This window comes from Pseudomonas sp. BF-B-30, from assembly GCF_019956305.1.
Taxonomy (GTDB): Bacteria; Pseudomonadota; Gammaproteobacteria; order Pseudomonadales; family Pseudomonadaceae; genus Aquipseudomonas; species Aquipseudomonas jessenii.
This window is the reverse complement of sequence record NZ_JAHBDG010000044.1, coordinates 142,182-164,122: the sequence shown is the minus strand read 5'-3', so window position 1 is coordinate 164,122 and position 21,941 is coordinate 142,182. Positions and strand designations below refer to the sequence as shown.

General features: G+C 59.3%; 15 protein-coding genes. 1 reads left to right on the top strand and 14 read right to left on the bottom strand.

From position 1 onward, the window contains the following. Positions 1 to 18: 18 nt before the first annotated feature. From KGB29_RS21480 to KGB29_RS21430, 11 genes are read right to left on the bottom strand one after another with little or no spacing between them, the layout of a single operon-like run. Entirely contained in the window at positions 19 to 1,482 is a 1,464-nt protein-coding gene (locus KGB29_RS21480; RefSeq protein WP_150814536.1) for a vWA domain-containing protein, read from the bottom strand. Positions 1,483 to 1,538: 56 nt separating this feature from the next. Continuing rightward, positions 1,539 to 2,045: a hypothetical protein gene (locus tag KGB29_RS21475; RefSeq protein WP_150814537.1), complete on the bottom strand. Its 507-nt coding sequence runs from the start codon at positions 2,043 to 2,045 to the stop codon at positions 1,539 to 1,541. 4 nt (positions 2,046 to 2,049) lie between these two features. Beyond that, entirely contained in the window at positions 2,050 to 2,787 is a 738-nt protein-coding gene (locus KGB29_RS21470; protein ID WP_057712765.1) for a hypothetical protein, read from the bottom strand. A 34-nt stretch (positions 2,788 to 2,821) separates the two neighbouring features. Beyond that, a complete protein-coding gene (locus KGB29_RS21465; protein ID WP_150814538.1) occupies positions 2,822 to 4,366 on the bottom strand; it encodes an SUMF1/EgtB/PvdO family nonheme iron enzyme in 1,545 nt (514 codons plus the stop codon). Continuing rightward, positions 4,356 to 5,579, bottom strand: coding sequence for an ABC transporter permease (locus tag KGB29_RS21460; protein WP_090452132.1), 1,224 nt, complete (start codon positions 5,577 to 5,579; stop codon positions 4,356 to 4,358). Before KGB29_RS21460 ends, KGB29_RS21465 begins: the two co-directional genes overlap by 11 nt. Next, the gene (locus KGB29_RS21455) at positions 5,563 to 6,264 is read right to left on the bottom strand and encodes an ABC transporter ATP-binding protein (protein ID WP_218543887.1); all 702 of its coding nucleotides are present in this window, start codon (positions 6,262 to 6,264) and stop codon (positions 5,563 to 5,565) included. Before KGB29_RS21455 ends, KGB29_RS21460 begins: the two co-directional genes overlap by 17 nt. Before the next feature lie 10 nt (positions 6,265 to 6,274). After that, entirely contained in the window at positions 6,275 to 8,254 is a 1,980-nt protein-coding gene (locus tag KGB29_RS21450) for a vWA domain-containing protein (RefSeq protein WP_057716539.1), read from the bottom strand. 11 nt (positions 8,255 to 8,265) lie between these two features. Then, positions 8,266 to 9,279: a hypothetical protein gene (locus KGB29_RS21445; RefSeq protein WP_150814540.1), complete on the bottom strand. Its 1,014-nt coding sequence runs from the start codon at positions 9,277 to 9,279 to the stop codon at positions 8,266 to 8,268. A 3-nt stretch (positions 9,280 to 9,282) separates the two neighbouring features. Beyond that, complete coding sequence (locus KGB29_RS21440; protein ID WP_150814541.1) at positions 9,283 to 11,994, bottom strand: putative virulence factor; 2,712 nt, start codon at positions 11,992 to 11,994, stop codon at positions 9,283 to 9,285. Then, positions 11,991 to 15,056: a virulence factor SrfB gene (locus KGB29_RS21435; protein ID WP_102669372.1), complete on the bottom strand. Its 3,066-nt coding sequence runs from the start codon at positions 15,054 to 15,056 to the stop codon at positions 11,991 to 11,993. Before KGB29_RS21435 ends, KGB29_RS21440 begins: the two co-directional genes overlap by 4 nt. 17 nt (positions 15,057 to 15,073) lie before the next feature. Then, positions 15,074 to 16,474 (bottom strand): SrfA family protein, encoded by a 1,401-nt coding sequence (locus tag KGB29_RS21430; RefSeq protein WP_150814542.1) that lies wholly within the window; start codon positions 16,472 to 16,474, stop codon positions 15,074 to 15,076. A gap of 267 nt (positions 16,475 to 16,741) precedes the next feature. On the opposite strand from KGB29_RS21430, the gene KGB29_RS21425 reads away from it, so the two are divergent. After that, positions 16,742 to 17,953 carry an aldose 1-epimerase family protein gene (locus KGB29_RS21425; protein WP_150814543.1) on the top strand — a complete coding sequence of 404 codons (1,212 nt, stop codon included), beginning with the start codon at positions 16,742 to 16,744 and terminating at the stop codon, positions 17,951 to 17,953. 6 nt (positions 17,954 to 17,959) lie between these two features. Here the strand turns inward: KGB29_RS21425 and KGB29_RS21420 are convergent, their stop codons facing one another. From KGB29_RS21420 to KGB29_RS21410, 3 genes are all read right to left on the bottom strand, one after another. Next, positions 17,960 to 19,453, bottom strand: coding sequence for a YifB family Mg chelatase-like AAA ATPase (locus KGB29_RS21420; protein WP_057712774.1), 1,494 nt, complete (start codon positions 19,451 to 19,453; stop codon positions 17,960 to 17,962). Between the two features lie 220 nt (positions 19,454 to 19,673). Then, complete coding sequence (locus tag KGB29_RS21415; protein ID WP_223543933.1) at positions 19,674 to 20,474, bottom strand: hypothetical protein; 801 nt, start codon at positions 20,472 to 20,474, stop codon at positions 19,674 to 19,676. A 1,010-nt stretch (positions 20,475 to 21,484) separates the two neighbouring features. Then, positions 21,485 to 21,745, bottom strand: a complete 261-nt coding sequence (locus KGB29_RS21410) for an accessory factor UbiK family protein (RefSeq protein ID WP_046038993.1) — start codon at positions 21,743 to 21,745, stop codon at positions 21,485 to 21,487. Positions 21,746 to 21,941: the final 196 nt, after the last annotated feature.

Below are 21,941 nucleotides of genomic sequence, written 5' to 3'. Positions count from 1 at the left end.
GTCGGAACAGTCCCCAAGCTAATCGCACTTGGCATTGCTGGATACTTCCTTGCTCGCCTGTTTCAACAGGTTACTCAACTCAGCCGCATTGGTGCTGTTGTAAACCCGACCTCCGGTGTTTTCAGCGATACAGCGTGACGGGCCGCCAGCACCGATTTTCACCACGTTGACCCGCAGGCGCGGTTGTTCCCTGGCGATTCGACGGGATACCGCGCAAACGTCCTGCCCGCAACCGTCTTCACCGTCGACGAACATCACGATCACCGCATCGTTATTGCGCCCGTCGACGGTACTCGCCGCGTGGGCCAGGCTGTCGGCCAGCGGTGTGCCGTCGTCGGGAACCAGGCCTCGAATCCCGTTGATCAGCCGCGGGCGGTCGCCGAACTTGAACAAACCCTGGTCCGGTGTTCTTTCGCAGCCGGCGAAGGTGATCAGGCGTGTGTCGATCTTCGGGTCCAGCCCGTTGATCATGCCGGCCAGCGAGTCCTTGGCGACGTCCATGCGGCTGGGTTTGGCGGTAAGCCGCATGGTGCGGTTCGGGTCCAGGAGCTTGTTGATGTCAGGACCGAAGAACCAGTCCTCGTCGGATTTCACTGACTTGATGTTCAAATCCATCGAACCCGAGGTGTCGAGCACCACCACGAACTGCGGGACCTCTGACTTCGGCGCTGTTTTGCGGCATGCGAAGTTGTCCAGCGTCGGGGCGGGTGGCGGGGCAGCCACTACCGGTTTTGGTGGTGGAACCGGTTTGGGTGGCGGGGTCGGCTTGGGTTCCGGTGCCGGTGCCGGCTTTGGTGGCGGGACCGGCTTGGGTTCCGCTACCGGCTCTGGCGTGGGTTCTGGTGCCGGAACAGGTTTCGGTTCCGGTTCCACGACAGGCTCGGGGACAGGTTCAACCGGTTTCTCAACAGGCGTCACTACCGGTGCCACAGGCGCTACAGGCGGAACCACGACAACCGGCTCACGGTGCAGGAACCACCAGAGCCAGAGCGCCAGAAGCAGCAACAGCAGCGCGAGCAAGGCTGCCGCGATCCACCAGCCACGACGCGACGGCGGTAGGACGGGCACCACTGGCGGCACGATCGGTTTGGGCGGACGCTGGTTCCACCGCACCACCAAAGGCTCACCGTTGAGGCTGTAGAGTTTGTCCAGCTCAGGCGTACCGAGCAGGCTGCGCAGGTCATTCGCTTCCGTCGTTTGACCACGTTTTTGCAGTTCATCCGCCAGCTGTCCGAGGGACGTCTGACGCACTTCATAGGTTTCCAGCAAACGTCGTTGCGCGTCCTCGTTGAGATCGGCATAAGGCGTGGGTTGGCCACCCAGTTCGGTCCACCATTCCAGCACGTCGCCGCTGCCCATCCGCGGGATAGCAAACAGACTGGCGACGGTCGGCGGAAAGTGTTTCTGGATGAGGGCGACTTTGGCTTGCAGCGCACTCATCCCCTCCGATGTGGCTTGCGCATCCCTGATGACCCGCTGCATGACGACGATTCCTGAAAAAGTGCAGGCATCCATCGGGACGCTTGCGGGGTGAAAAGTTACTCTTCGTAGCCGAGGCTGAATTGCAGCTGATTGACCTTCTTCTGCAACGTTTTCAGCTCTTGCTGCTTGGCCGCGAGTGTCGCGGGTGTTGATTTGGCCGTTGGCGCCGCTTGCGAAGCCTTGAGCTGCTTCTCGAGGTCGGCAATCTGCTTCTGCACCTGGGCCTCATTGCCACGCCGAGCCTTGAGCGAGGTCAGCAGTTGCGCCAGCGACTGATTCAGCGCCGCCTGGGATTTCTGCTGGCTGGCCAGATCGGTCTTGGTGCTGAGCTGCTGGGCCTGAATGTTCTCGTACACCTGACGGAACATTGCGTTTTGCTGTCGGGACTCGCTCAGGGCCAGTTCCTTCTGCTTGACCTGATCGCTGTAACCACCGGAGTAGTCACAGTTCATCTTGGTTAGCAGGCTGCTGTCGCGATTGGTTGCATCGCATTCGCCGGGCGGGGTCGCGCAACCGCTCAGGGCCAGGACGGCAGTGATGACCATTAGTTGTCGTAGCGTCATGTGCTTAACCCAGGGTGATTGCGGAGCGTTGGCTGTACAGAGCGTCGACTTCCTTCTGCAGGCTGACGACTTTCTGGTTCATTCTCTGAATGTTCATGTCCACCTGTCGGATCTCGGCGCTGGTGCCTTGCGAACGCTCGGCGTCTGCCACTTTTCTGTACTCGGTGACCTTGGTACGCATGTTGGCAAGGTCTTTGCGCAGGCGTGCGATGTCCGAGTCGATCCCGGCGATTTGCGCCTGAGCCCTGCTCTTGTCGACTTTCTTGTTGGCGATGTCCTTTTTGATCTGGGCAATTTGCGCATTGTCATCATTGATCACTTGCTGAGCGGTCGCAGTCCGGGCGATCACGTTCTGTGTGTCTTGTTCGACGTCGCTGTTCATCTTCGCCAAGCGGGTGGTGGTGTCGGCGTATTGGGCGCGACGTTGATCCAGGTAATAGTTCGCGCCCATGGCCACGCCACACGCGGTAATACCGGCGGCGATGACGCACACGGTTTTGTTGCTGCTGTTGGACAGCGCGCAAGCGAGGATGCCGACACCGGCGCCGACGGCGCAGGCCTGGTAACCGGACTTGCTGAAGAACTCTGCGTCATTGCCCTGGGTCAGGCGCGGGTCGGCACCGTCGCCTTCGCCTTCGCCCAACATGGAGCTGCCGGTGTTGGCGCAACCGCTCATTAGCAGGCTGCCGGCGACTACGAAAGCGATCTGTAGCTTGAAGCGAGTCCAAAGGCTGCGCGACATGGTGAAACTCCTACGTAACGGTGTTGACGCGTTGTTATTGAGTGACGGTTTTGCAGCTGGTCAGCCAGGCTTCAGTGTCGATTTTCTGCTTTTGCAGGAACGCCTTCTGATTGGCCCAGTGGGTGCGCAAGTAAGGTTTGAGGTCTTGCAGCTGTTTGTTGCGGGTGATGATTTCTTCCATCACCGGGACTTGCGATTCAAGCAGTGGCTGGCCGTACAAGGTAGCCGATTCCACCAGGCTGCTGGCGTAGTAGCGGCTGAGTTTGTGCAGGCGATCCTTTTGCTCGTTGAGCTTGCCTTTACGCATGTCGCAACTGGCATCTTTGTCTGCGCTTTCGCAGTTGAGCTTGTAGTTCTTTTGCAGGAAGTCGACGTACTGGCCGTCGTCGAGCATCTTGGTGCACAGGAACGCACCCAGGTTGAGGCTGGCGCGGATCGCCTGGTCGCGGGTTTCTTCCTGCTGCTGGTTGCTGGCGCGCAGCTGGTTCTCCAGGGCCTGGAGCTTTTCCTTGAGCGCTTGGTCTTCGACACCCGAGGCGAGGCTGTTCAGCGATTGTACGGTGCCTTTGTCGGCGGATTCGGTTTCCTTGCTGCCGGTGCCGAGTTTCTTCCAGCTGCTTTCGATGCTGGCGACCCGTTCGCGAGAGGTTAGGGTCGGGGAGACCAGCACCAGTCGCAGGCCGGTGGTCTTGTTTTTCACCTGGCCTTCGGCGTTGTAATACGCTTCTTCCTTACGCAATGCCGTACGCAGGTCGGCCTGGGCGGTCAGGTAGTTGCCGCCACGGACGACATAGCCGCCGGCCTGACCGTGCTGGCGGTCGAGTTTGTTCAGGCGAAACGGCTCGAACATCATTTCGTCGACGTTACCGAGCATGTCATGCAGGCCCAGCGGGTTGGGCTTTTGCAGGCCGGTCAATTGCACTTTGCCGTTGGACGATTGCGCCCCGGCGAACCACTCGTAGGCGTTGATGCCTTCTGGCATCGGGTAGTGCGTGTCGCGGAATTCAGCAGCACCGACTTCCAGCCCGCCGCGCGCGGCGAACTCCCACTCGACCTCGGTCGGCAGGCGCAGGAATCCCAGGGCGCCGTCTTCCTTTGGCAGCTTGCCGGCGGCGTTTTTGCGCAGCCACAGGTTGTACTTGTCGGCGGCGTCGATGGCTTGCACCCAGCTCACCGCCGTTTGCGGCAAGCGCATTTTGGTGGCAGCGGTGGGGCAGGTCGCTTCGGTCAGCGCGGCGTATTGCAACTGACTCATCTCGTACTTGGCCATCAGGTAGTAGCGGGACTTGTCGTTCCTGGCCCCGGTAAAACTGCCGGCGATAAAGGTCGGGCGGGTCTGCTCGACATAGCCGTATTCCGCGCCGTCCTGACCGATGTTGATCGGGTAGTCATCCAAGGGACCTGCGACCGGAATGAACACTTTGCGAAACACCATCGAACCTTCGCAGGGCATCGGCAGCACGACGTCGCCAGCCTCGGGCATCGGGTTGTAATACTTCTCTTCCCAGCCCGCCGCCGAGGCGTCGAGCAAGTAGCCGAGGCTCAGGGGTAACAGCAAGCCAAAACGTTTATAGCTCACGCAGACTCTCCGCAGGTTGGATGTTGATGGCTCTCAGCGCGCCGATCATGGCCACCAGGGCAGCGACCAGAAAGGTCAGGAGCAGGGCGGCAACGCCGTGCCAGACCGTGATGTGGCAAACGAAGGTACCGGTGGCCTGGCTGCTGCCGAGCAGGGAGTCGAACAAATGACTGCCCACGGTATAAAACCCCAGCCCGCCCACGTAGCCGGCCAAACTCAGCACCAGCGCTTGCAGGACCACGAAACCGCCGACGGACCTGCGCTTGAAGCCCAGCAGACGCAGGACCGCCAGGCTTTTGCGTTTACGATCGATGTTGGCCAGGAACGCGCCAACCATGGACGCCACGCAGCCGATCAGTGCCGCCATGGCGATCACACCGAAGATCAACCCCAGCACATGGTTGATGGCTTTGACGTTGTCGATGTCGGCCAGTCGGCTCGACGTTTCGATGTGTTGTTCGTTGAGCCAGTGTTCCAGCGGCGCGACCTGGTCGATGTCGCGCGCATACACGCGGGCGCGGGCATACAGCGGTTGTAGATTCCCCTGAGGCTTGCCGGTGGTAACGCCGAACTCACTGACCTGATAACCGTCGCGAAAGCGCTCCAGATCCAGTAGCAGCGGCGGGGCGACGAACCCGGCCGCGCGACCGAAGCGGGCACCGTCGAGCACGGCCAGTACCGTCAGCGTCATCTCGCCGCGTTCATTGACACCTTCCAGGCGGCGCAAGGCCCGTAGCTGCACGCTGTCGCCGGCCTTGGCCTGCAAGCGTTGCGCTGCGCTGGCGCTGAGGATCACCTGATTGCCGACGGGGTTGAGGGACGCCAGATTCAGCTGTGGGTCGCCGGGCTCGGTGGCGATGATTTCCGCGCCTTCGACAAAGCGTTGCATGCCGATCAGCAGGTCCGCCTGGGTATTGAGCGAGCGGGTCTGGCCGAGGGCAAAGCCGGTCTCGGGGCGCAGGCGCAAACGCTCGATCCAGGCTGCGTCGTAGTTACCGTTGCTGAGCATCTTCACTTCAAGGTTGCGCGGGTCGCGCAGCAGTTCGTCCTGCAGCTGGCTGACCACCCCGTGTTTGAGCCCGAACAGCAACAACAACGGCGCGATCACCGCCACCAGGGAAGCGGCGATACACAGCGAGACCTTGCGGTCGTGCCAGAGGTCTTGCAGTGCCAGTGAGCCCAGCAGGCGCAAGCGATCAGTCCATCGGTTCAAACAGAGTCTCTCCCAGATGGTTGATAGCACCGAGTCGCGGCAACCCGAAATCCTTCAGCAGGGCCCAGTCATGGGATACAACGAGCGCACTCAGACCCATGCTCGACACCAGGCTCAGGAGCAACTCGAACAAACGCCGGGCACTGTGAGGGTCGAGCGCGGCGGTCGGCTCGTCGGCCAACAGCAGCAGCGGTTCATGGGCAATTGCCCGAACGCAGGCGACGCGCTGGCGCTCGCCAATCGACAAGGCCTGGGGTTGTTTGTCCAACAAGCCTTGCAGGCGCAATACGTCAACGGCGTGGTCGATGTGATCGCTCTTCGCCTGCATCCCGAGCAAACGGCGCGGCAGGCTGATGTTGTCTCTCACGCTCAGGAACGGCAGCAAGCCGCCGCTCTGCAAAATGAATCCCAAGTGCCGTGAACGCACCGCTGCAAGCGCAGGCTGATCGTCAGTGGCCAGCAGTTGGGCGATATCCTGAGCGTGCGTCGGGCCCAACCGGAAGCGCTCGAGTTCTACCGGTGCGAGCAACAGACCGATGGCTTCGAGCAACGTGCTTTTGCCGCTGCCGCTCTCACCGGTGATGGCGAGGATTTCCCCGGCGCGGACCTGCAAGTGCGGCAGTCGCACATGATGAGCCTGTGCGCCTTCACCACGGCGCACCAGCAGGTTCTTGATATCGAGCATCGGCGTCTCGTTAAGGCATCATTTCCAGCGGGACGGGGTAGACGTTGTCCCGCGCATCGCTGTCTTTGGCTAAGGCTACCCAACGGTCGACATCGGCGTTGTAACGCTGGTAATGCCGCAGTTTGGTGTTCAGCGTGCGGATGAATTTTTCTTGTGCCAGACCATCCCAGCTCTTCCAGGTCTCTTCATCCAGGTTCAGCACTTCACTCTGATAAGGCAGGTCTTCAAGGTATTCACCGAGCACGCCCATGTCCGCCAGTTTGGCGTTGCTGTTCTGTTTGAGCTGATTGGGATCGGCGCCCATGGTCGCCGCCACCGAGCGCAGGCGATTGAACATGTCCGTTGGCGAAATCAGGCCCTCGTTGGCGGCATCGAGAATCTGCTTCATCACGTCGCTCAAGTCGCTGAGCTGTGACTTGGTCAGCAGCACCCGCACGTCGGTGGTCGGAATGTTCTGCTTGATCAGGTCGCGGTCGGTGATCCATGCCTTGAACACTGGCGGGGCCTTGCTGTTGGTCCTCTCGCCGAGATAGGCGAGTTGCATGGCGTGGCCGATCAGCGCCGCGTCTTCGAGCATTTTTTTCTCGGCCGGGTCCTGCTTGGCGTTCGCCGCGCTGCCGATGGCGTCTTCGCCCATGTAGGCGGCTTTGACTTGTGTAGTGATCGCTGCGGCCAGTGTGTCGACCTTGCGCCCGAATTCTTGCACATCGCCTGCGTTTACCGGGTAGTACAGCGAAGTGTTGGTACCCGGGTAGGTCGACAGATTCCGGTATTGCGCCTCGGCCTTGGCATGGTCCTTGGCACCGGCCGGGGTTTTCAGGTGCAGCGTGTAAATCGCCACACCCGGGTTGGCGGCTTCGATACGTACCTGTGCAGCGCTCAAGCCGGTCTTCGACAGCTTGTCGTCGCCTTCGATGGCGCCCGCATCGGTGATCAGCACCACGTAGCGTGCGCCGAACTGGCTCCAGTCGACCTTGTCGATGCTCTCCATGACCCCGGCAAACGAGTCTTCATCGAAGCTGCTGCTCGACACGTTAGCCTGTTTGAGGTCTTTGATCCTGGCGAAAAAGTCGGCGCTGTCTTTCACCTTGGTAGGGTCGGCGTACATCTTGGTGGTGTATTCCAGCCCCGGTACTGCCTGGGTGTTGGAGCGGAAAGCCACCAGGCCGAACTTGACCTGCTTGCCGAGGTTCTGCGCTTCGATCTTCTGGTAAACCTTGCGGATCGCCTCGCGGGTGCGGTCGATATAGGGGTCCATCGAGATCGTCGAGTCGATGACAAATACCACGGCCGCGCTGAATTCCTTCAGCTGGTTGGCCTTTTTCTCTTCGGCTTCCTTGCTGCCGGCAGGGCTGTTTGCAGCCCCGCCCTTGGCGTTCTTGTCATCCGGCTTGCTGACGGAGGCCACATTTAGCAGGCGCGTGCGGAAACCGCTTTCGGTCATGACTTCTTCGCCACTGAGCACTGGCAGCAGGTAGAACTGCTTTTGCAGGTCGACGAAGTATTCAGGTTCTTCAGCCAGTACGCCCGGTGCTTGCAGGCCCTTTTTCAGCGTGGCCCGCAGCGGCGCGACTTTGCTGACCGGGTCCGGTGCATCGAGGATGCCTTCGACGGTGGCGCGGTCCTTGAAGAACAGCAGCCGGTCGCGGTTGGCCGGGTTAGTGAAGGCCAGCGTCAGCTGCATCTTCCAGTCGGTGGTGCAGCTGGCAGGCAGCCAGCCAATGGTTTTGCCATAACTGTCGGGACCGACTTTCAGCCATTCGGCATTGTTCGCTTGCGCACGTTCGTACACATAGAAGCGGCTGAAGACCGGTTGTGCTTCACCTTCGGCACCGCCCGCCGTCGAGCTGATTTTGCAGCCCGGTGTGGTCAGCACGCGTTGGAACAGGGTCTTTTTACCGGCCTGGATCAGCGGTTTGTCATCGGCCTGGGACAGCGGGCTGATGCACAGCGCGAGCAAGGCGGCACCGCTCAGCAGGAGTCGACTCATGGGTGAACGCATCACTTCTGCAACTCCTCGAAACGCTGCTTGGCTTCGGCATTGTTCGGGTCCTGGGTGAGGATGGTTTCATACCAGTAGGCGGCGGTGGCGTTGTCCGCAGCCGGGAAGCACTCGCTGGCCTTCAGGTATTTAGGGTCGTATTCACGGGCATAGGCGTTGGCGATCAGCACGTCACCAGCCTGGGCACGGTTGGCGTACAGGCGCTGGGCGACGCCGCAGTGTTTACTGGCCTTGGCCTGGTCGATGATCTCCAACAACCTGGCACTGTCGGGTGCCGCCTTGATGCAGGTCTGGACGAAGGTCAACTCGGGCAGGCTGTTCATACTGTCGAGGGTGCAGGCTTGAGCATTGGCGCCGGCAGGTGCGCTGGCAGTGGCTGCAACCGCAGGCGCTGGGGTGCGTTTGTAGAACCAGAATCCGGCGCCCGCCGCCAGCAACAACACCACAATCAACAGGCCGATCAGACCTTTGTTGCTTTTCTTCACCGGTGCGGGAGGCGGTGTATAGGCGCGCTCGGTGAGTACCGATTCCAACTCCACTTCTGGCTCGGCGGTGGACAGGGTCAGTTCAGGCAAATCCGGGATCTCCGGTGCCGGTGCGCTCGGCGCCGTCAGTTCGGCACCGCCGTAAGTCGAGCGTGTCTGGCCGCCGGCCGTGGACGGCAGCAAGCCGACGCCTGGCCGAACCACGCCTTTGTCGGCGTGGCCTTGGCTCTGTTCACGCAGTTCGATCTGGAATTGCGAGTTGGCGCCGCCTTCCAGCAGTGGGTCAACCACGTCCGGTCCGACCTGGGTTTCCAAAGCTTCGCCGTTGGCCGCGAGGTTGAAACGCGAGACCTTGAACCAGAATGGATTGTTGCTCCAGGCCTTGTGGTCCTGAAGGTAAAAACCGTCCTGGTTGCGCTGAATGGAAAACTCCAGCTGTTCCTCGTCACCCTGCCATTTCTTCACAGTGAGGCGAGCCTGGCCAGGCACATTGGGCTCTAACGCGAGCAGGTCGACACGAATTGGCATTGCTTATCTCGCTGCGAAGGCTGTGAGCACTTGGCCCAGCCGTTCGTTCTGTTCAGGGGTGATTTCACGTCCAGCACCATGGCCAGCATTGTCCTGCGTGATGTAGGCCAGGCCCGAAAGCCAGTCGCCCAGGTACCGTTGCGCCTGATTCGCCGGTTGCGCCGGCAGTACAGGCACTTGTCCAGGGCCAATGTCGGTGTAGAACGAAAACAAGGGCTCCTTGGCACCGGCGCGGCTGTTCGGACGCTCGCTTACCGGTTTCTGGAGGTAGCCGAACCAGGACACGAAATCGCGCAGCACGCGCTGCACTTCCAGCACCTGGCGCTCAACCAGTTGATCGCGCCGCGCGCCACTTTGTGCGCGCTTGAGGACGGCGCGGCTCAGTTGCCCCGGCAAATCCTGGCGATAGCCGGCGGTGATCAGTTCATCGACCACCGCTTCCAGCAAGGCCTTTTCCAGCCCCAGCAGGTTGAGCAGGCTTTGCCGGGTGGTCAGTTCACGCAAGTGCGCGATCCAGGCCTTGAACGCTGCTTTGGCGAAACGGTGCTCGTTGCTTTGCGGTTCGGGCGCCGGGGTGCCGGTTTTGCTGCTGACTGGCGCGTCGTGGCCCGGGTCGTCACTGAAATCGAAATTGAAACCGGTGTCATTGCCGTAGAGGCTCTGGCTCGGTGTCGGGGTGACCGGCTCGTCGTTCACGGCCGGCTCGTCATCGGTTTCGTACACGCCGCTGAGGTACAGGTCGCGCACCTCTTCGCTCGGTATGTCGAGTTGATCGATCAATTCGCCAAGTACCGCCGGGCGACGGCCCAAGCCCGTCAGAATCATTTGCGCTTTGGCTTTCTTGGCGGCTGCGGCGCCGTCGTCGTCAGCGTGGTACCAGGTGCTCAGGCCGTGAGTGGTCAGGCCTTCGAGGCATTCGCTCAATTGCTCGCGGATACGCTGCAATTTAAATTCGATATTGGCCACGCCTTTGAAACTGCCGCTGAAGTGGCTGATGCCACCGTCATCGTTGCGCAGCATTTCTGTCCAGGCGTTGACCGGATTCTTGATGTGTTTGCACACCAGAGCGTTGCTGGCGAAGCTGGTGCCCAGCGCGCTGACACGTTCCTGATAAATGGCATTGAGGCCGGTTTCCGCACCGGTTGCGTCTTGCCCGATGAACGCCGCATCCATACGCGGCTTGCGCACCAGGTAGGTGTTCTGGAACGGTGTACCGGCCCAGTCGTTCATCCAGCTCAGGCTACCGAAACGCTCCAGCATGGTCAGCTTGACCATGCCGTTCCAGCTCTCGTCGTACTGATCGGGTGTCAGACTCAGGGAGTTGGTAATGCGCAGGTCGAGCATGGTCAGCGCCCAGATCAGGCCGGTATCGCGCTTGCTGCGAGCAGCCGAGTCGGCGCCCTGGGTTTTTTCGATCCAGCTGGTCAGCACCGGACCCACGTCGTTGACGTCGCTCTGCTTGGTCGAACTGGTGCAGACCACCAGTGCGTTCATTTCCTGGTTGTCGGTGTAGCGTTCGAACAGGTAGGCGACCTTGCCGCGCAGGATCAGCTGGGAAACGGAGTTGTCCTTGGTACTGGATTGCGGGTCGTTGGAATCGGCGATCTCGTGCAGTTTCTGGCGCCCGCGATAACCGGGGAAATCCAGCAGGTCGACCTGATTGACGATGTCATCCACCGGCGCTTCGATCAGGCGGAAGGTCATTTCGGCGGTCAGTGCCGCCAGTTGCGCGACCGCAATCGCCTGACTGTTTTGCAGGCGATCGCCAACCAGCGGTCGAACATCGATCGGTAAGTCCAGCGGGCTGCCGAAGCGTTCGAGGATGTCGACGTTCATGATGCTGTCGCGCTGGCTGTAGGTGTCGTTGTCGAAACTCACCAAGGCCTTCAACGGTGCGAACACGGTCTCGGGCAGCCCCAGCTTGTGCAGCGCGCCGGCCAGTTTCTGGTACACGCGTGTCAACTCGCTTTGCTCACCCCAGAGGATCGAAAACAGCTCGGCCCGTTCCTGGAAATTCAGGCGTGGCGCCAGCTGCAACGCTTTGGGCCAGAACAGGTGCTCAAGCTTCTTCACCGAGTTGCGAAAATTGTCGCGCAGGTAATCCCACAGCGACACTAGATCGTCGGCGTTGACGCCCGTTTGCAGCGGCCCGGTTTCGCGACCTTCGAACGGTTTGAGCACGCGCTGGATGCGCTCCTCGTCGATCTCGTAGGAAATCCGCTCAAGGTCGAAATCCTTGAACCAGGCGTTGGCGAGAATCTTCGCCAGCTCGATTTCCTTGAACAACGTAAGTTCTACCGGGAAGTCCTTGTCCTGACTTTCCGTCGCCCGACGGCTGAAGCGCGTTACCAGGCCGGTGGCTTCCTTGCCACCACCCACCGGGTTGATGTGCTTGATGAAGTCCAGGCGATGATCGCCGAACTCGGTTTCCAGCTTACCGTTCTGACCGGCGGCGAGGGCCGAAATCAGGTAGGACTTGCCGGCCTGGGACAAGCCGAAAAAGCCAATGGTCATCGGCGTGCAGGCCACGCGACCGAGGCTTTGAGCCAGGTTGCGGGCGCGGTGCAGGCGGATGTTCAGGTTGTCGGCTTCGCTGTCCAGGCGCGGCGCATTGCCGCGCGTCTGGTCAATCCAGTCCAGCGCCTGACCGGCGCCTTCATAAACAGCGGCCCAACTGGCAGAGAGCTGAGTTTGATCGGGGGTCAGGTCTTTCATTTGCGTTTCACACTTCCACTGTCGAGCCAGTACTTGGTCTCGCTCAGGCCGGCGTCGAGCATGGTGTTGAGTTCCAGCTCGAGGTCGCTGCGCGGGTTGAAGTTGACGTTGTTACTGTTGGATTCGATGTCGCGAACCGAGAGGCGGTCGCTGACCAGATCCTGCTTGCGCGTGTATTTGTCCGCCGGTTTGACCTCGAACCGCACCTTGAGCAGCGGGGCGCTGCCGTTTTCACCGGTTGCCCGGGAAAACTTCTCCCGACCCGCCTTGGTGAACCGCAAGGTATACAACGGCGAAGCAGCCCAGCGGTCAGCGGCCAACTGGCGGAAACCGAGGCGCAGGTCGCCGCGCATTTCCAGCTGCGGCGTGTCGGCGGCGTCGCCAACGCCAATTTCCGGTAGCTTGATTTTGTAGTCTTCGGACTGGATGTCGCGGTACAGCACGTCGGCATCCTTGATCACGTTGTTCAGATCGATGACGCCGATGTGCTTGACCGTTGAATACGGCTTGAGCGCCGATGCCCGGAAGTAGAAGTTCGGCACGCTGTGGTTGGCGCACAACAGGCAGAGCATGGCGCCGACCGAGGCGGTGCTTTTCGGGTCGTCGATCCGGCCGTTCTTGTGAAACGGATACCAGCCGCCGGTGCGGTAGTTTTGCAGCGCCAGAATACGCCCCGGTGGCAGCGGCAACAGCTTGCGAATGAACGCCTGGATGCCGGGCAGGCGCGAAGGGCGGCCGGTCAGCAGCAAGACATCACAGGGGTAATGCGCGACCACTTCACACAGCGCACCAAGGATCTTGGTGATGTTGATCTGGTCGTTGAGAAACGCGGCATGGAGCTTTTGCAGGTCGAAGCTGATCGGCGCGTCATACAGGTCGAAACCGCTCTGAGCGCCGACATCGCGACGCACGGCGACATTGACGTAGTCGAGCACGGTCTGGCTGATGGCATTGTCACCGAGCAATTGGCGGTAGCTTTGCGGGATGACTTCTTGCGGGACCTGCGGATCGTAATGCTCATACGCCTTGAGCAGCGCCAGGCCCAGCGGGGCGAACACCTGGAGGTTCAATTGTTGACGCAAGATCATGTCCTGGGCGCTGACCGATTCATCGCCACACAGCCGTGACATCAGTGAATTCGGGGCCTTTACGCCGGCGTTCTGCAAGGCTTTTTCGAAACTCGGCAGGATGAAGTCCTGGATCACGTCCAGCAGGATGTCGTCGCCGGCCACTTTGAAGCCATCGCGAAAACGCTGTTCCGGCACGATGTGCACGTTGCTGCCGCTGCCGGTATTGCCCGCACGGTCGAGGCGATAGTCGGTGATCACCAGGTCGGTGGTGCCACCGCCGATGTCGATGGTCGCGAGGGTGATGCGTTGGCGGTCGACCTTGTCCGGCCGGGCGATGGTGTCAAAAAACTCTTCCGGGTGACCGGCGAAGTTCTCGTTGACCTCAGTGTACAGGTACACCAACTGGCCGCAGGACGCTTCGTCCCATTCCACGCGGATACTCGGGATCGGCGTGCGCGGGCTGACGGCCTGATCCTGATGTGGATCTTCCTCGCCGGCATGCCAGCCGAGGCTTTTCCACACCAGGCCGATGGCTTGCAGCATGCGTTCGTTGAGGATGCTGCGCTCGGCCTGTGGCATGCCCGGTGGCACAGTCAGGGTAATGCTGTTGAGCTGGCGCGGCACGCGGGTGTGACCCTGGCGCGAACGCTGGGCCGGGCTGTTGATTTGCGACAGCGCCTGGGCCAGTACTTCGGCGAGCATGAAGGTCATTAGCGAGCTGCGTGAGTAACGCGGCATGAACACCGGCAGACGATCGTCTTCTTCGAGGCTGTAAAGCGCCTCGCCGGTTTCGTTGATCAGGTGCGAGAACGGCGCGGCGGTGGCGTACGGCTCATTGTCGGTCTTTATATACGAGCAGTTGAAACGCCAGCCGTGGCCATAGGCGTTTTCGTCCCACAGATAGCGTTTCGGGCTGGACAGGCCAGTGGAGCCTTCGGTGCCGCGACGACGACTGGCCAGACGACTGGCCTCATTGCCGACACGGGCAATCGTCGCCCATTGGAACGCGTCGTGGCGACCGCTCTTGACCGAGCAGTGGTCCTTGCCGAAGTACGCCTGGGAGAACTCCACGCGGCTTTCAAACGGCAGGTTATAGGTGTGTTCCGGGGTGATCAGGTCACGCAGTTCCAGCACATAATTCTGCTTCAGTCCGGAGCCGGCCTGACCGTGGTTTTCGATCAGGATGCCGCAGGTGCGCGAGTTGCCGACGTCCAGCACCAGGTCCACCGGTATGGGTTTGACCAGGCCATTGCTGTCGTTTGCGACCACTTTCAGCTCGGGGATTTCAACTTTCGCCCGGGCCTTCGACTCCTGGGCGGCTGACGGTTTGCTCAACAGGCTGAGCAAGTTGAGGTAGTGCGCCAGGTGATGGTTGGCGCGAATATCGATGTCCAGCTCTGCGCGCGAACGGTGGGCATTGCCCTCATTGAACACTTCCAGCAACCACTCGTTGACCCACGGCTGCGCCAGGAACCAGCGGGTTTCGCTAGCCTTGGTCGCCAGTTTGAAAGACACGCCGGAGCTGATGTCTTCATCGTTCGGCGCCAGATAGGCAGTGCCGTCACGTTTGGGCATCACACGGCTGTCGAACGCCATCGTCAGGCGGTGGGTATTACCGTCGATGTCAGGAGTTGCCAATTTCACCAAACGCATGCGCGACCAGTTGGTCGGACCTTCGTCGAAGCGATGCGGCGGCATGAAGCGGAAAAACGGGATCGGCAGCCAGATACCGTCGAGCAAATCGAGGCTGCTTTTCATGTCGACGCTGAACGCAGGTTTGGCTTTTTCGACCTTTTCCGGTTCGGGTTCGTAGAAAAAGAAGTCTTTCTCTTCGTTGTACGCCAGGCGGCAGATCAGCCCGCTGATCATCGGTGCGAACTCGCCCGCCGGTTCCTTGCGGGGATCCAGGCGCAGGGCGAAATCCATGAACTGGATGCCGGTGTCGCTGACCAGTGTGACGGTGTCTTCGAATTGAGTGACTTCAGGCAACATGTCGGGTTATTCCGTTTTTATTCGGCCACTTGCCGCATGGACATGGGGAATTGTTCTTTTCCGTAACCACCGGTGCAGTCTGCGATCGTGGTCGCCCCTGGGCGGCAGCTGACCTTGGGCATGTCGTAAGTGCTGCCATCGCCGCAAACGGCCTGGCCCTGGCTGTCGATGGCCAGGCTGCCACCCTTCATAGTAGCGCTCACCGGCCCGCTGCATTTCGAGCCGTCGGCCTGATGTACGGTGACTTGGCCCTTACCGTCCTTGAGTTGGTACTCCAGACGTAGCGGTTTGCCGGTTCGGCGATCCTGAATCCCGGCGCCTGCGCTGTACTGTCCATCGAGAAACTTGGCGGCACCGTCGGCGGCGTCTGGCGGGATGCTCAGGGGCGGGCCGGGTTTGGCAGCGGCGGGTTTTTCTGCCTCGGGCGATGTGACATCCGGCGGCGCGGTTTTGTTTTCTGGTGGCTCAGTTTTGTTTTCGGGTGGCGCAGTTTTGTTTTCAGCTGCCGGGTCTATGGCCGGGTCTATGGCCGGGTCTTTGGTCAAGTCGGCGGGTGCCATGTCAGCCTCGTTACCCTCGACGGCCGGCGTTTCCACACCATGCGTTCCAGTCACGGCGGTGCCGGTTCCAGTGGTCGAGCCTATAACGGTGCCTGTCACCGGAACGTTGTTGAGTGTCGTGACATTTCCGGTCAGTGGCGGCTCTTCCAGTCGTTTTTCTACTGGCACAACGCCGTCAGGCAGCAAATCTACCGCCACCAGCGGAATCGGTACGCACCCTCGCAGGCCGAGCAACAGCCACAAAAGCAGCAGCAGGAGCGGCAGCAGCAACAGCCACCACCAACGACGCCACCACGGACGAGCAACCACCGGCACAACGGGCGGAACAACAGGCGCTTCGACCTCGGGTGGCAGCGTGAACGCGGGTGGTACCTGATAGAGGCAGTGCAGGGGATCGCCATTGCCGGTGCCGGCATGCTCGAAACCCCAGAAAGTCAGCACCGGTTTGCCTTGCACCAGGTAGACGAAGTTTTCGTCCGGGAAATGAATCACGCGCTTGAGTAGCTTACCGAACACGGCTTTGTCGCCTTGCGGCTGTTCGGCGGAGTCCGTACCCAGGAAACGCTGGCTCAATTCTTCGAGCGCGGTCTTCAGCGCTTCAAGCTGGCGGCGGGCAGGGGCACGTTCTTCTTCGGTCGCGCTGCTCCACGGAATCACATCGCCGTCGAGAGCGCTGTACCAATCGATCTGGTTCCCGAGTTCATCGCTTTGAGGGATGGCCAGATGATCGACCAACTCGGGGTTCTTGCGGCGAATGGCTTCGCGCAATTGCAGGGCTGCTCGGTAGACCGGTTGACCTGTTTCGCCGAGGGCAGTGAATGACCCGCTCTTACCGCTGCGTAATAGTGCCCCGCGCATTCAAACTCCATACGATCCGTTGCGCAAAAATGACAGACAAATGTGTCTGTACTTGCTCCTGCATTTAGCGGGCGACATTAGTGTCATAATGATATCGCCGTCAATCTGCCGGAGGTTCAAACCTTATGAGACTAACGTAAGCGTGCGGAGGTTGCATAAGGTCAAATTTAATTAGCTTGGGAAGGCTCGGGCGTAAGCTTTTTTATGCTTGCTGAATCGTTTCATCAGCGCTATAAAAAATGCACAACTCCAAGAAAGGCTTTCCCCATGTCCCCGCTCAAACTCCTCGTTGTCCTTGGCGCGCTGTCCGCCTCCCACGCCATGGCCTGGGATTACGTCCTGCTCGACACCGACAAAGCCGCGCAAAACTGGCAGATCACCAGCCAGCAACTCGGTGTGAAAACCGACCAACCCTTCTCCGTGACACTTCGTACCTTGCACGGCGGTCGGCAAGAGGGCGTCAGCATCGTCGACATCGATAACGGCACGATGAAACTCTCGGTGGTGCCGACTCGCGGCATGAACGTCTTGCAGGCCTCGGTCGGCAATGTGCGCATGGGCTGGGATTCGCCGGTCAAGGAAGTGGTCAACCCGTCCTTCATCGAACTCAATGGTCGCGGTGGCTTGGGCTGGCTGGAAGGTTTCAATGAGCTGGTCACCCGCTGCGGCTACGAATGGGTCGGCCATCCCGGCATGGACAACGGTGAACTGCTGACCCTGCACGGCCGCGCCGCCAACATTCCGGCCAACAAAGTCACCCTGCACATCGATGAAAAACCGCCATACGCCATCAGCCTGCGTGGCGAGCTGAAAGAGCAGGCGTTCAAGAAAGTCGACTTCTCCGTGGCGACCGAATTGGTCACCGAACCCGGCAGCGTAACGTTCGCCCTCAACGACACCCTGACCAACAACGGTGACTATCCGAAGGAATACCAGGCGCTGTATCACAGCAACTTCAGCACGCCGTTCTTGGAACAGGGCGCCCGCTTCGCCGCGCCGGTGAAACAGGTCTCACCGTTCAACGACAAAGCCAAAGGCGATCTGCCGGACTGGCAAACCTACCGTGCACCGACCAAGGACTACGACGAGACGGTTTATAACGTGGTGCCGTATGCCGATGCCAAGGGCGATACGTTGACCGTGTTACATAACAAGGCCGGCAGCCTGGGGGTTTCGGTCGGCTTCAATACTCAAACACTGCCCGTGTTCTCCCTGTGGAAAAACACCGATACCCAGGGGCAGGGCTATGTCACGGGGCTGGAACCGGGGACGAGTTTTTCCTACAACCGCCGGTATCAGCGCCCATTGAACCTGGTGCCGACGATTGGCCCGAAGGAACACAAGCAGTTCCGCATCAGCTACAGCTTGTTGGCGGATAAGGCAGCTGTGGATAAGGCCTTGAAACAGGTGAGCGAGATTCAGGGTGGGCGGGAGACTGAGGTGCGGCAGACGCCGTTGGTTGACCTCAACAAGGGGTGATGCTGACTAGAGTGTTGTCGGCCGATATTGCAGCGCCTCGGCCAAGTGTTCACGGGTGATGCCATCGACTTGCTCAAGGTCCGCCAAGGTGCGAGCAACCTTGAGCAGTCGATGGGCCGCTCGCAGCGACAAGGTCAGCCGTTCACACGCCGTTTCCAGCCAGGTTTCGTCAACTGTGGACAACTTGCAATGTCTGCGCAGGCCCGGCAAATCGAGGAATGCATTGGCACAGCCTTGGCGCTTTTGTTGCCGTTCTCGTGCATCGGCAACCAACTCGGCGGCGGTGGCAGTATCGTCGCCGGGTTTCAACGCAGGATTTAACGCCGTGGCTTCGCGAGCAACCGTAAGGTGCAGATCGATACGATCCAGCAGCGGCCCCGACAATTTGTTGCGATAGCGCTGAACCATGTCCGGCGTACAGGAGCAACGGCCGCTCGGCTCGCCAAGATATCCACAGGGGCAGGGATTCATCGCTGCGACCAGTTGAAAGCGCGCCGGGAAGCGTACGCGGTCCTTGGCACGAGAGATCACGATGTGGCCGGATTCCAGTGGCTCCCGGAGCACCTCCAAAACCTTGCGATCAAACTCCGGTAGTTCGTCCAGAAACAGGACGCCGTGATGGGCGAGGGTGATTTCGCCGGGCTGCGGTTTCGAGCCGCCCCCCACCAGCGCGGGGCCGGACGCCGAGTGATGCGGTTGGCGAAACGGCCGCTGCGGCCAATGGCTCAACGGCGAGCAACTGACGACCGACTGAATCGCCGCCACTTCCAGCGCTTCATTTTCGGCCAGCGGCGGCAGCAATCCCGGCAAGCGGCTCGCCAACAGGGTTTTCCCCGTTCCCGGCGGCCCGCTGAACAACAGGTTGTGAGCACCAGCGGCAGCGATCAGCAGCGCACGCTTGGCCGCGAGTTGCCCCTGCACTTCATTCAAGTCGGGGTAGGGTTTGCTGGCGTAGAGCAGGCCATTGGAGACATAAGGCTCAATCGGTGTATGCCCATTGAAGTGCGCAACGGCCTCAAGCAGATGATCCACCGCAATTACTTTCAGTCCCGAGGCCAGGCACGCCTCTTCAGCGTTAGCTCGCGGCACCATCAACCAGCGCCCGGCCTTGCGCGCCGCCAGCGCCGCTGGCAAGACCCCACGAACCGCCCGCACGGCACCTGATAACGCCAACTCCCCAAGGCATTCCGCATCATCGAGCGTCAACGTAGGCACCTGCACACTGGCCGAGAGAATCCCCAGGGCAATCGCCAGATCGAACCGCCCGCCATCCTTGGGTAAATCCGCCGGCGCCAGATTCAACGTGATCCGCCGCGCCGGAAATTGCAGCCCCGAATTGATGATCGCGCTGCGCACCCGGTCCTTGCTTTCCTTTACCGCCGCCTCGGGCAGGCCGACCATCGTCAGCGACGGCAAACCATTGGCCAGGTGGACTTCAACGGTGACAGCGGGCGCATCCACGCCAATCTGGGCGCGGCTGTGGACGATGGAGAGGGACATGGTCGTTCCTTGAGATGACGGGAGCCGCTTCCTGCGGGTTTTTGAAGGGTAGTCGTGGAGTCCGGTCGGATAGGAGGGAAACTTTCGCAGAATGTTGCTGAAGCCACGCACTGTAACATCAGCCAAACGCTGAGTTCGGCTGCGCAGCTGTCGTAAAACCTGCTGGCAAAGTCAGCCTGACACACCCCTGCGCATTTATTTCGCGTGTAAATCAAGCAACTTATGTTGAGGCAGCTTGTTTGGAAGAGGTTGTGTCGTCAAACAAGCTATTATCGCCGTCCAGGATTTTGCTGGCGAAGATCTCGGCAATCATCTTCTTTTTACCTTCTGCGACATTCGTAAAGTAGTTGAAGTCTAAATCTATCCAGTGCTTAAGTTTGGCTTCATAGTTGTTTGGATACTGTGCTTGCAGCACCGGGGGCAAACCCTTGTAATGGTCAAGGACACTTTGGGAGAAGTTTGTGAGTTTTCCAGTGCTGTTATATTCAAACTCTGCTTCGGCCACCACTTTCTGTCGCCATGCAAATTCTTGTTTGGCTGACTCTTCCAGTGCTGCCCGCCTTTCATTCACGGTAAAGGTGCCGCTGTCATCGTAAGTAATTAAAGCCAGCTGATCCATGGGCATCCCCGAAAACGGATTTTTGCCGAGTCCGTTTGTATACTGTGTCGCACTTTTGGCGCGCGCTAGTAATGTGGCACTATCTGTGTCGGGAACTTCAGAGTCGTATTTTGATTTGTTGGTAGTATAATTAGTGCCCTCCAATTCGTTGAATGTGTTATTAGCCATCGAACTCAGTTCCGTTCTAGTTAGGCGTGCATCCCGGGCCTGTGCGCGTACTGAGGCTTCGCTCAATTGGCTCGCTAGCGTGGAAACGGTACTGCTATCTCGTGCGTTGCCAAATGGGACTTGGGGTGTGCTTTGGTTGACGCCTGGGTTTTTGCCGGGAGTCGCTGTCAATTTTTTTGTTTCAGCCAGCGCTTGGCCGCTGTTAGCTGCAAAATTGTTTAGTGAGTTAACCATTTTTTGCCACTCCCTGTTCGATGACATAAAATATAATATGTTGCCTAATAAATGTTGATGTTTTGGCAAGATCTTATAAGCCGATTAAGGCGCTACATGCTTTATTTCATGGTGATTACTATTGACCAGGCATAGGTGGACGGATTTGCTTTAGTTACCTTGATAGTGCAGGCGGCCCCACCACTAGGCGTGGCCGTATTATTCCATTTTGGAATTTTACTCGCACCAAAGCCAGGAGTAGTCACAAATGTAGCTAAATAAATACATTTCTTGTTGCCAATTTGATATCGCAAATTAGCATGATTGTAATCAGGTGATATCTGGCTTTGTATGACGTACGTATCTGAGCCATTTGCAATCACGGACGCTTGTGGAGTAGGTGATGCGTTTGCTTTCGTTATAGCTTCGTTGTTTGTTATGGGGGTATACGTAGCAGTCTGTGTTCCAAGGTTCTTGAATGTGACTGTAACAGACGGCCCAGCGACCGCTGAACTTATGTGAAATGCAGTCAATGCGGAAAGCGGCAATTAAAGACTTGGATATTTTCATGGGTGTTGCTCCTTGTGGTGTTGCTAACAGTATTCCATTTAAAAAGTTGTGCTCATCACAAACTATTATCTAAGCCATGTAACATGGGCTTAAACTTTTTCGAGCGAATTGGCGAACCGTAGCCTGCGGAAATACCGGCAGGCCCGAAGGTCTTCCATGCACGGCCGTAATTCGAGAAAGGAATAAATCTCTGGTTCGAACGTGGTCACGGTGCGTCGGGTGCTGTTCGAGTCGCTAAACCCATTGCTGGCTAATCAGTTGGGAGTGAGCTTAGGAACCGGAGCTTTGCGGCGCAATCGGAAGGGGAGTGAGATCTTCGTAGGAAGTTGCCGGGATTCTTGCGGGCTTGAAGAGCGCAGGTTGCGGCAATTCCTACAGGTGAGTCTGAAGGTCGTGGCGACCATTTCGCGAGCAGGCTCGCTCCCACAGTGGATTGGGTTCCACAGTGAGCATTTGCGGTGTTATTCGGTTGGTGGGTTCAGTTTCGCTTCCAGCTCGGCGACTTTCGCTTCGAGGCTTTCGAGGCGAGCGCGGGTGCGTGCCAGTACGACCATCTGGCTATCGAACTCTTCCCGACTCACCAGATCCAGTTTACTGAAGCCGCTCTGCAGCAACATTTTGAACTGGCTTTCGATTTCGGCTTTCGGCAGAGGCGTGTCGCCGCTGAAAAGGCGGGAGGCGGTGCCGGTGAGGGCGTCGAGGAAGTCTTTTGGCGCGAGCATGGGCAATGTCCTGGAAACAATGACGGGCAGTGTATCACGCAGTGTCTATAGTCATTTGCGCGGGCAAGGGATGCACGATTTTCGCGCATGGGGACGGACGCTGTCGCACCGTTGTAGTGCGTATCGCGTCGGGTATTGTTGCGAAGTAGCAGTCATTTGCGGGTAAAGGCTTGAAAACAGTAGTTTTTATGGAGAT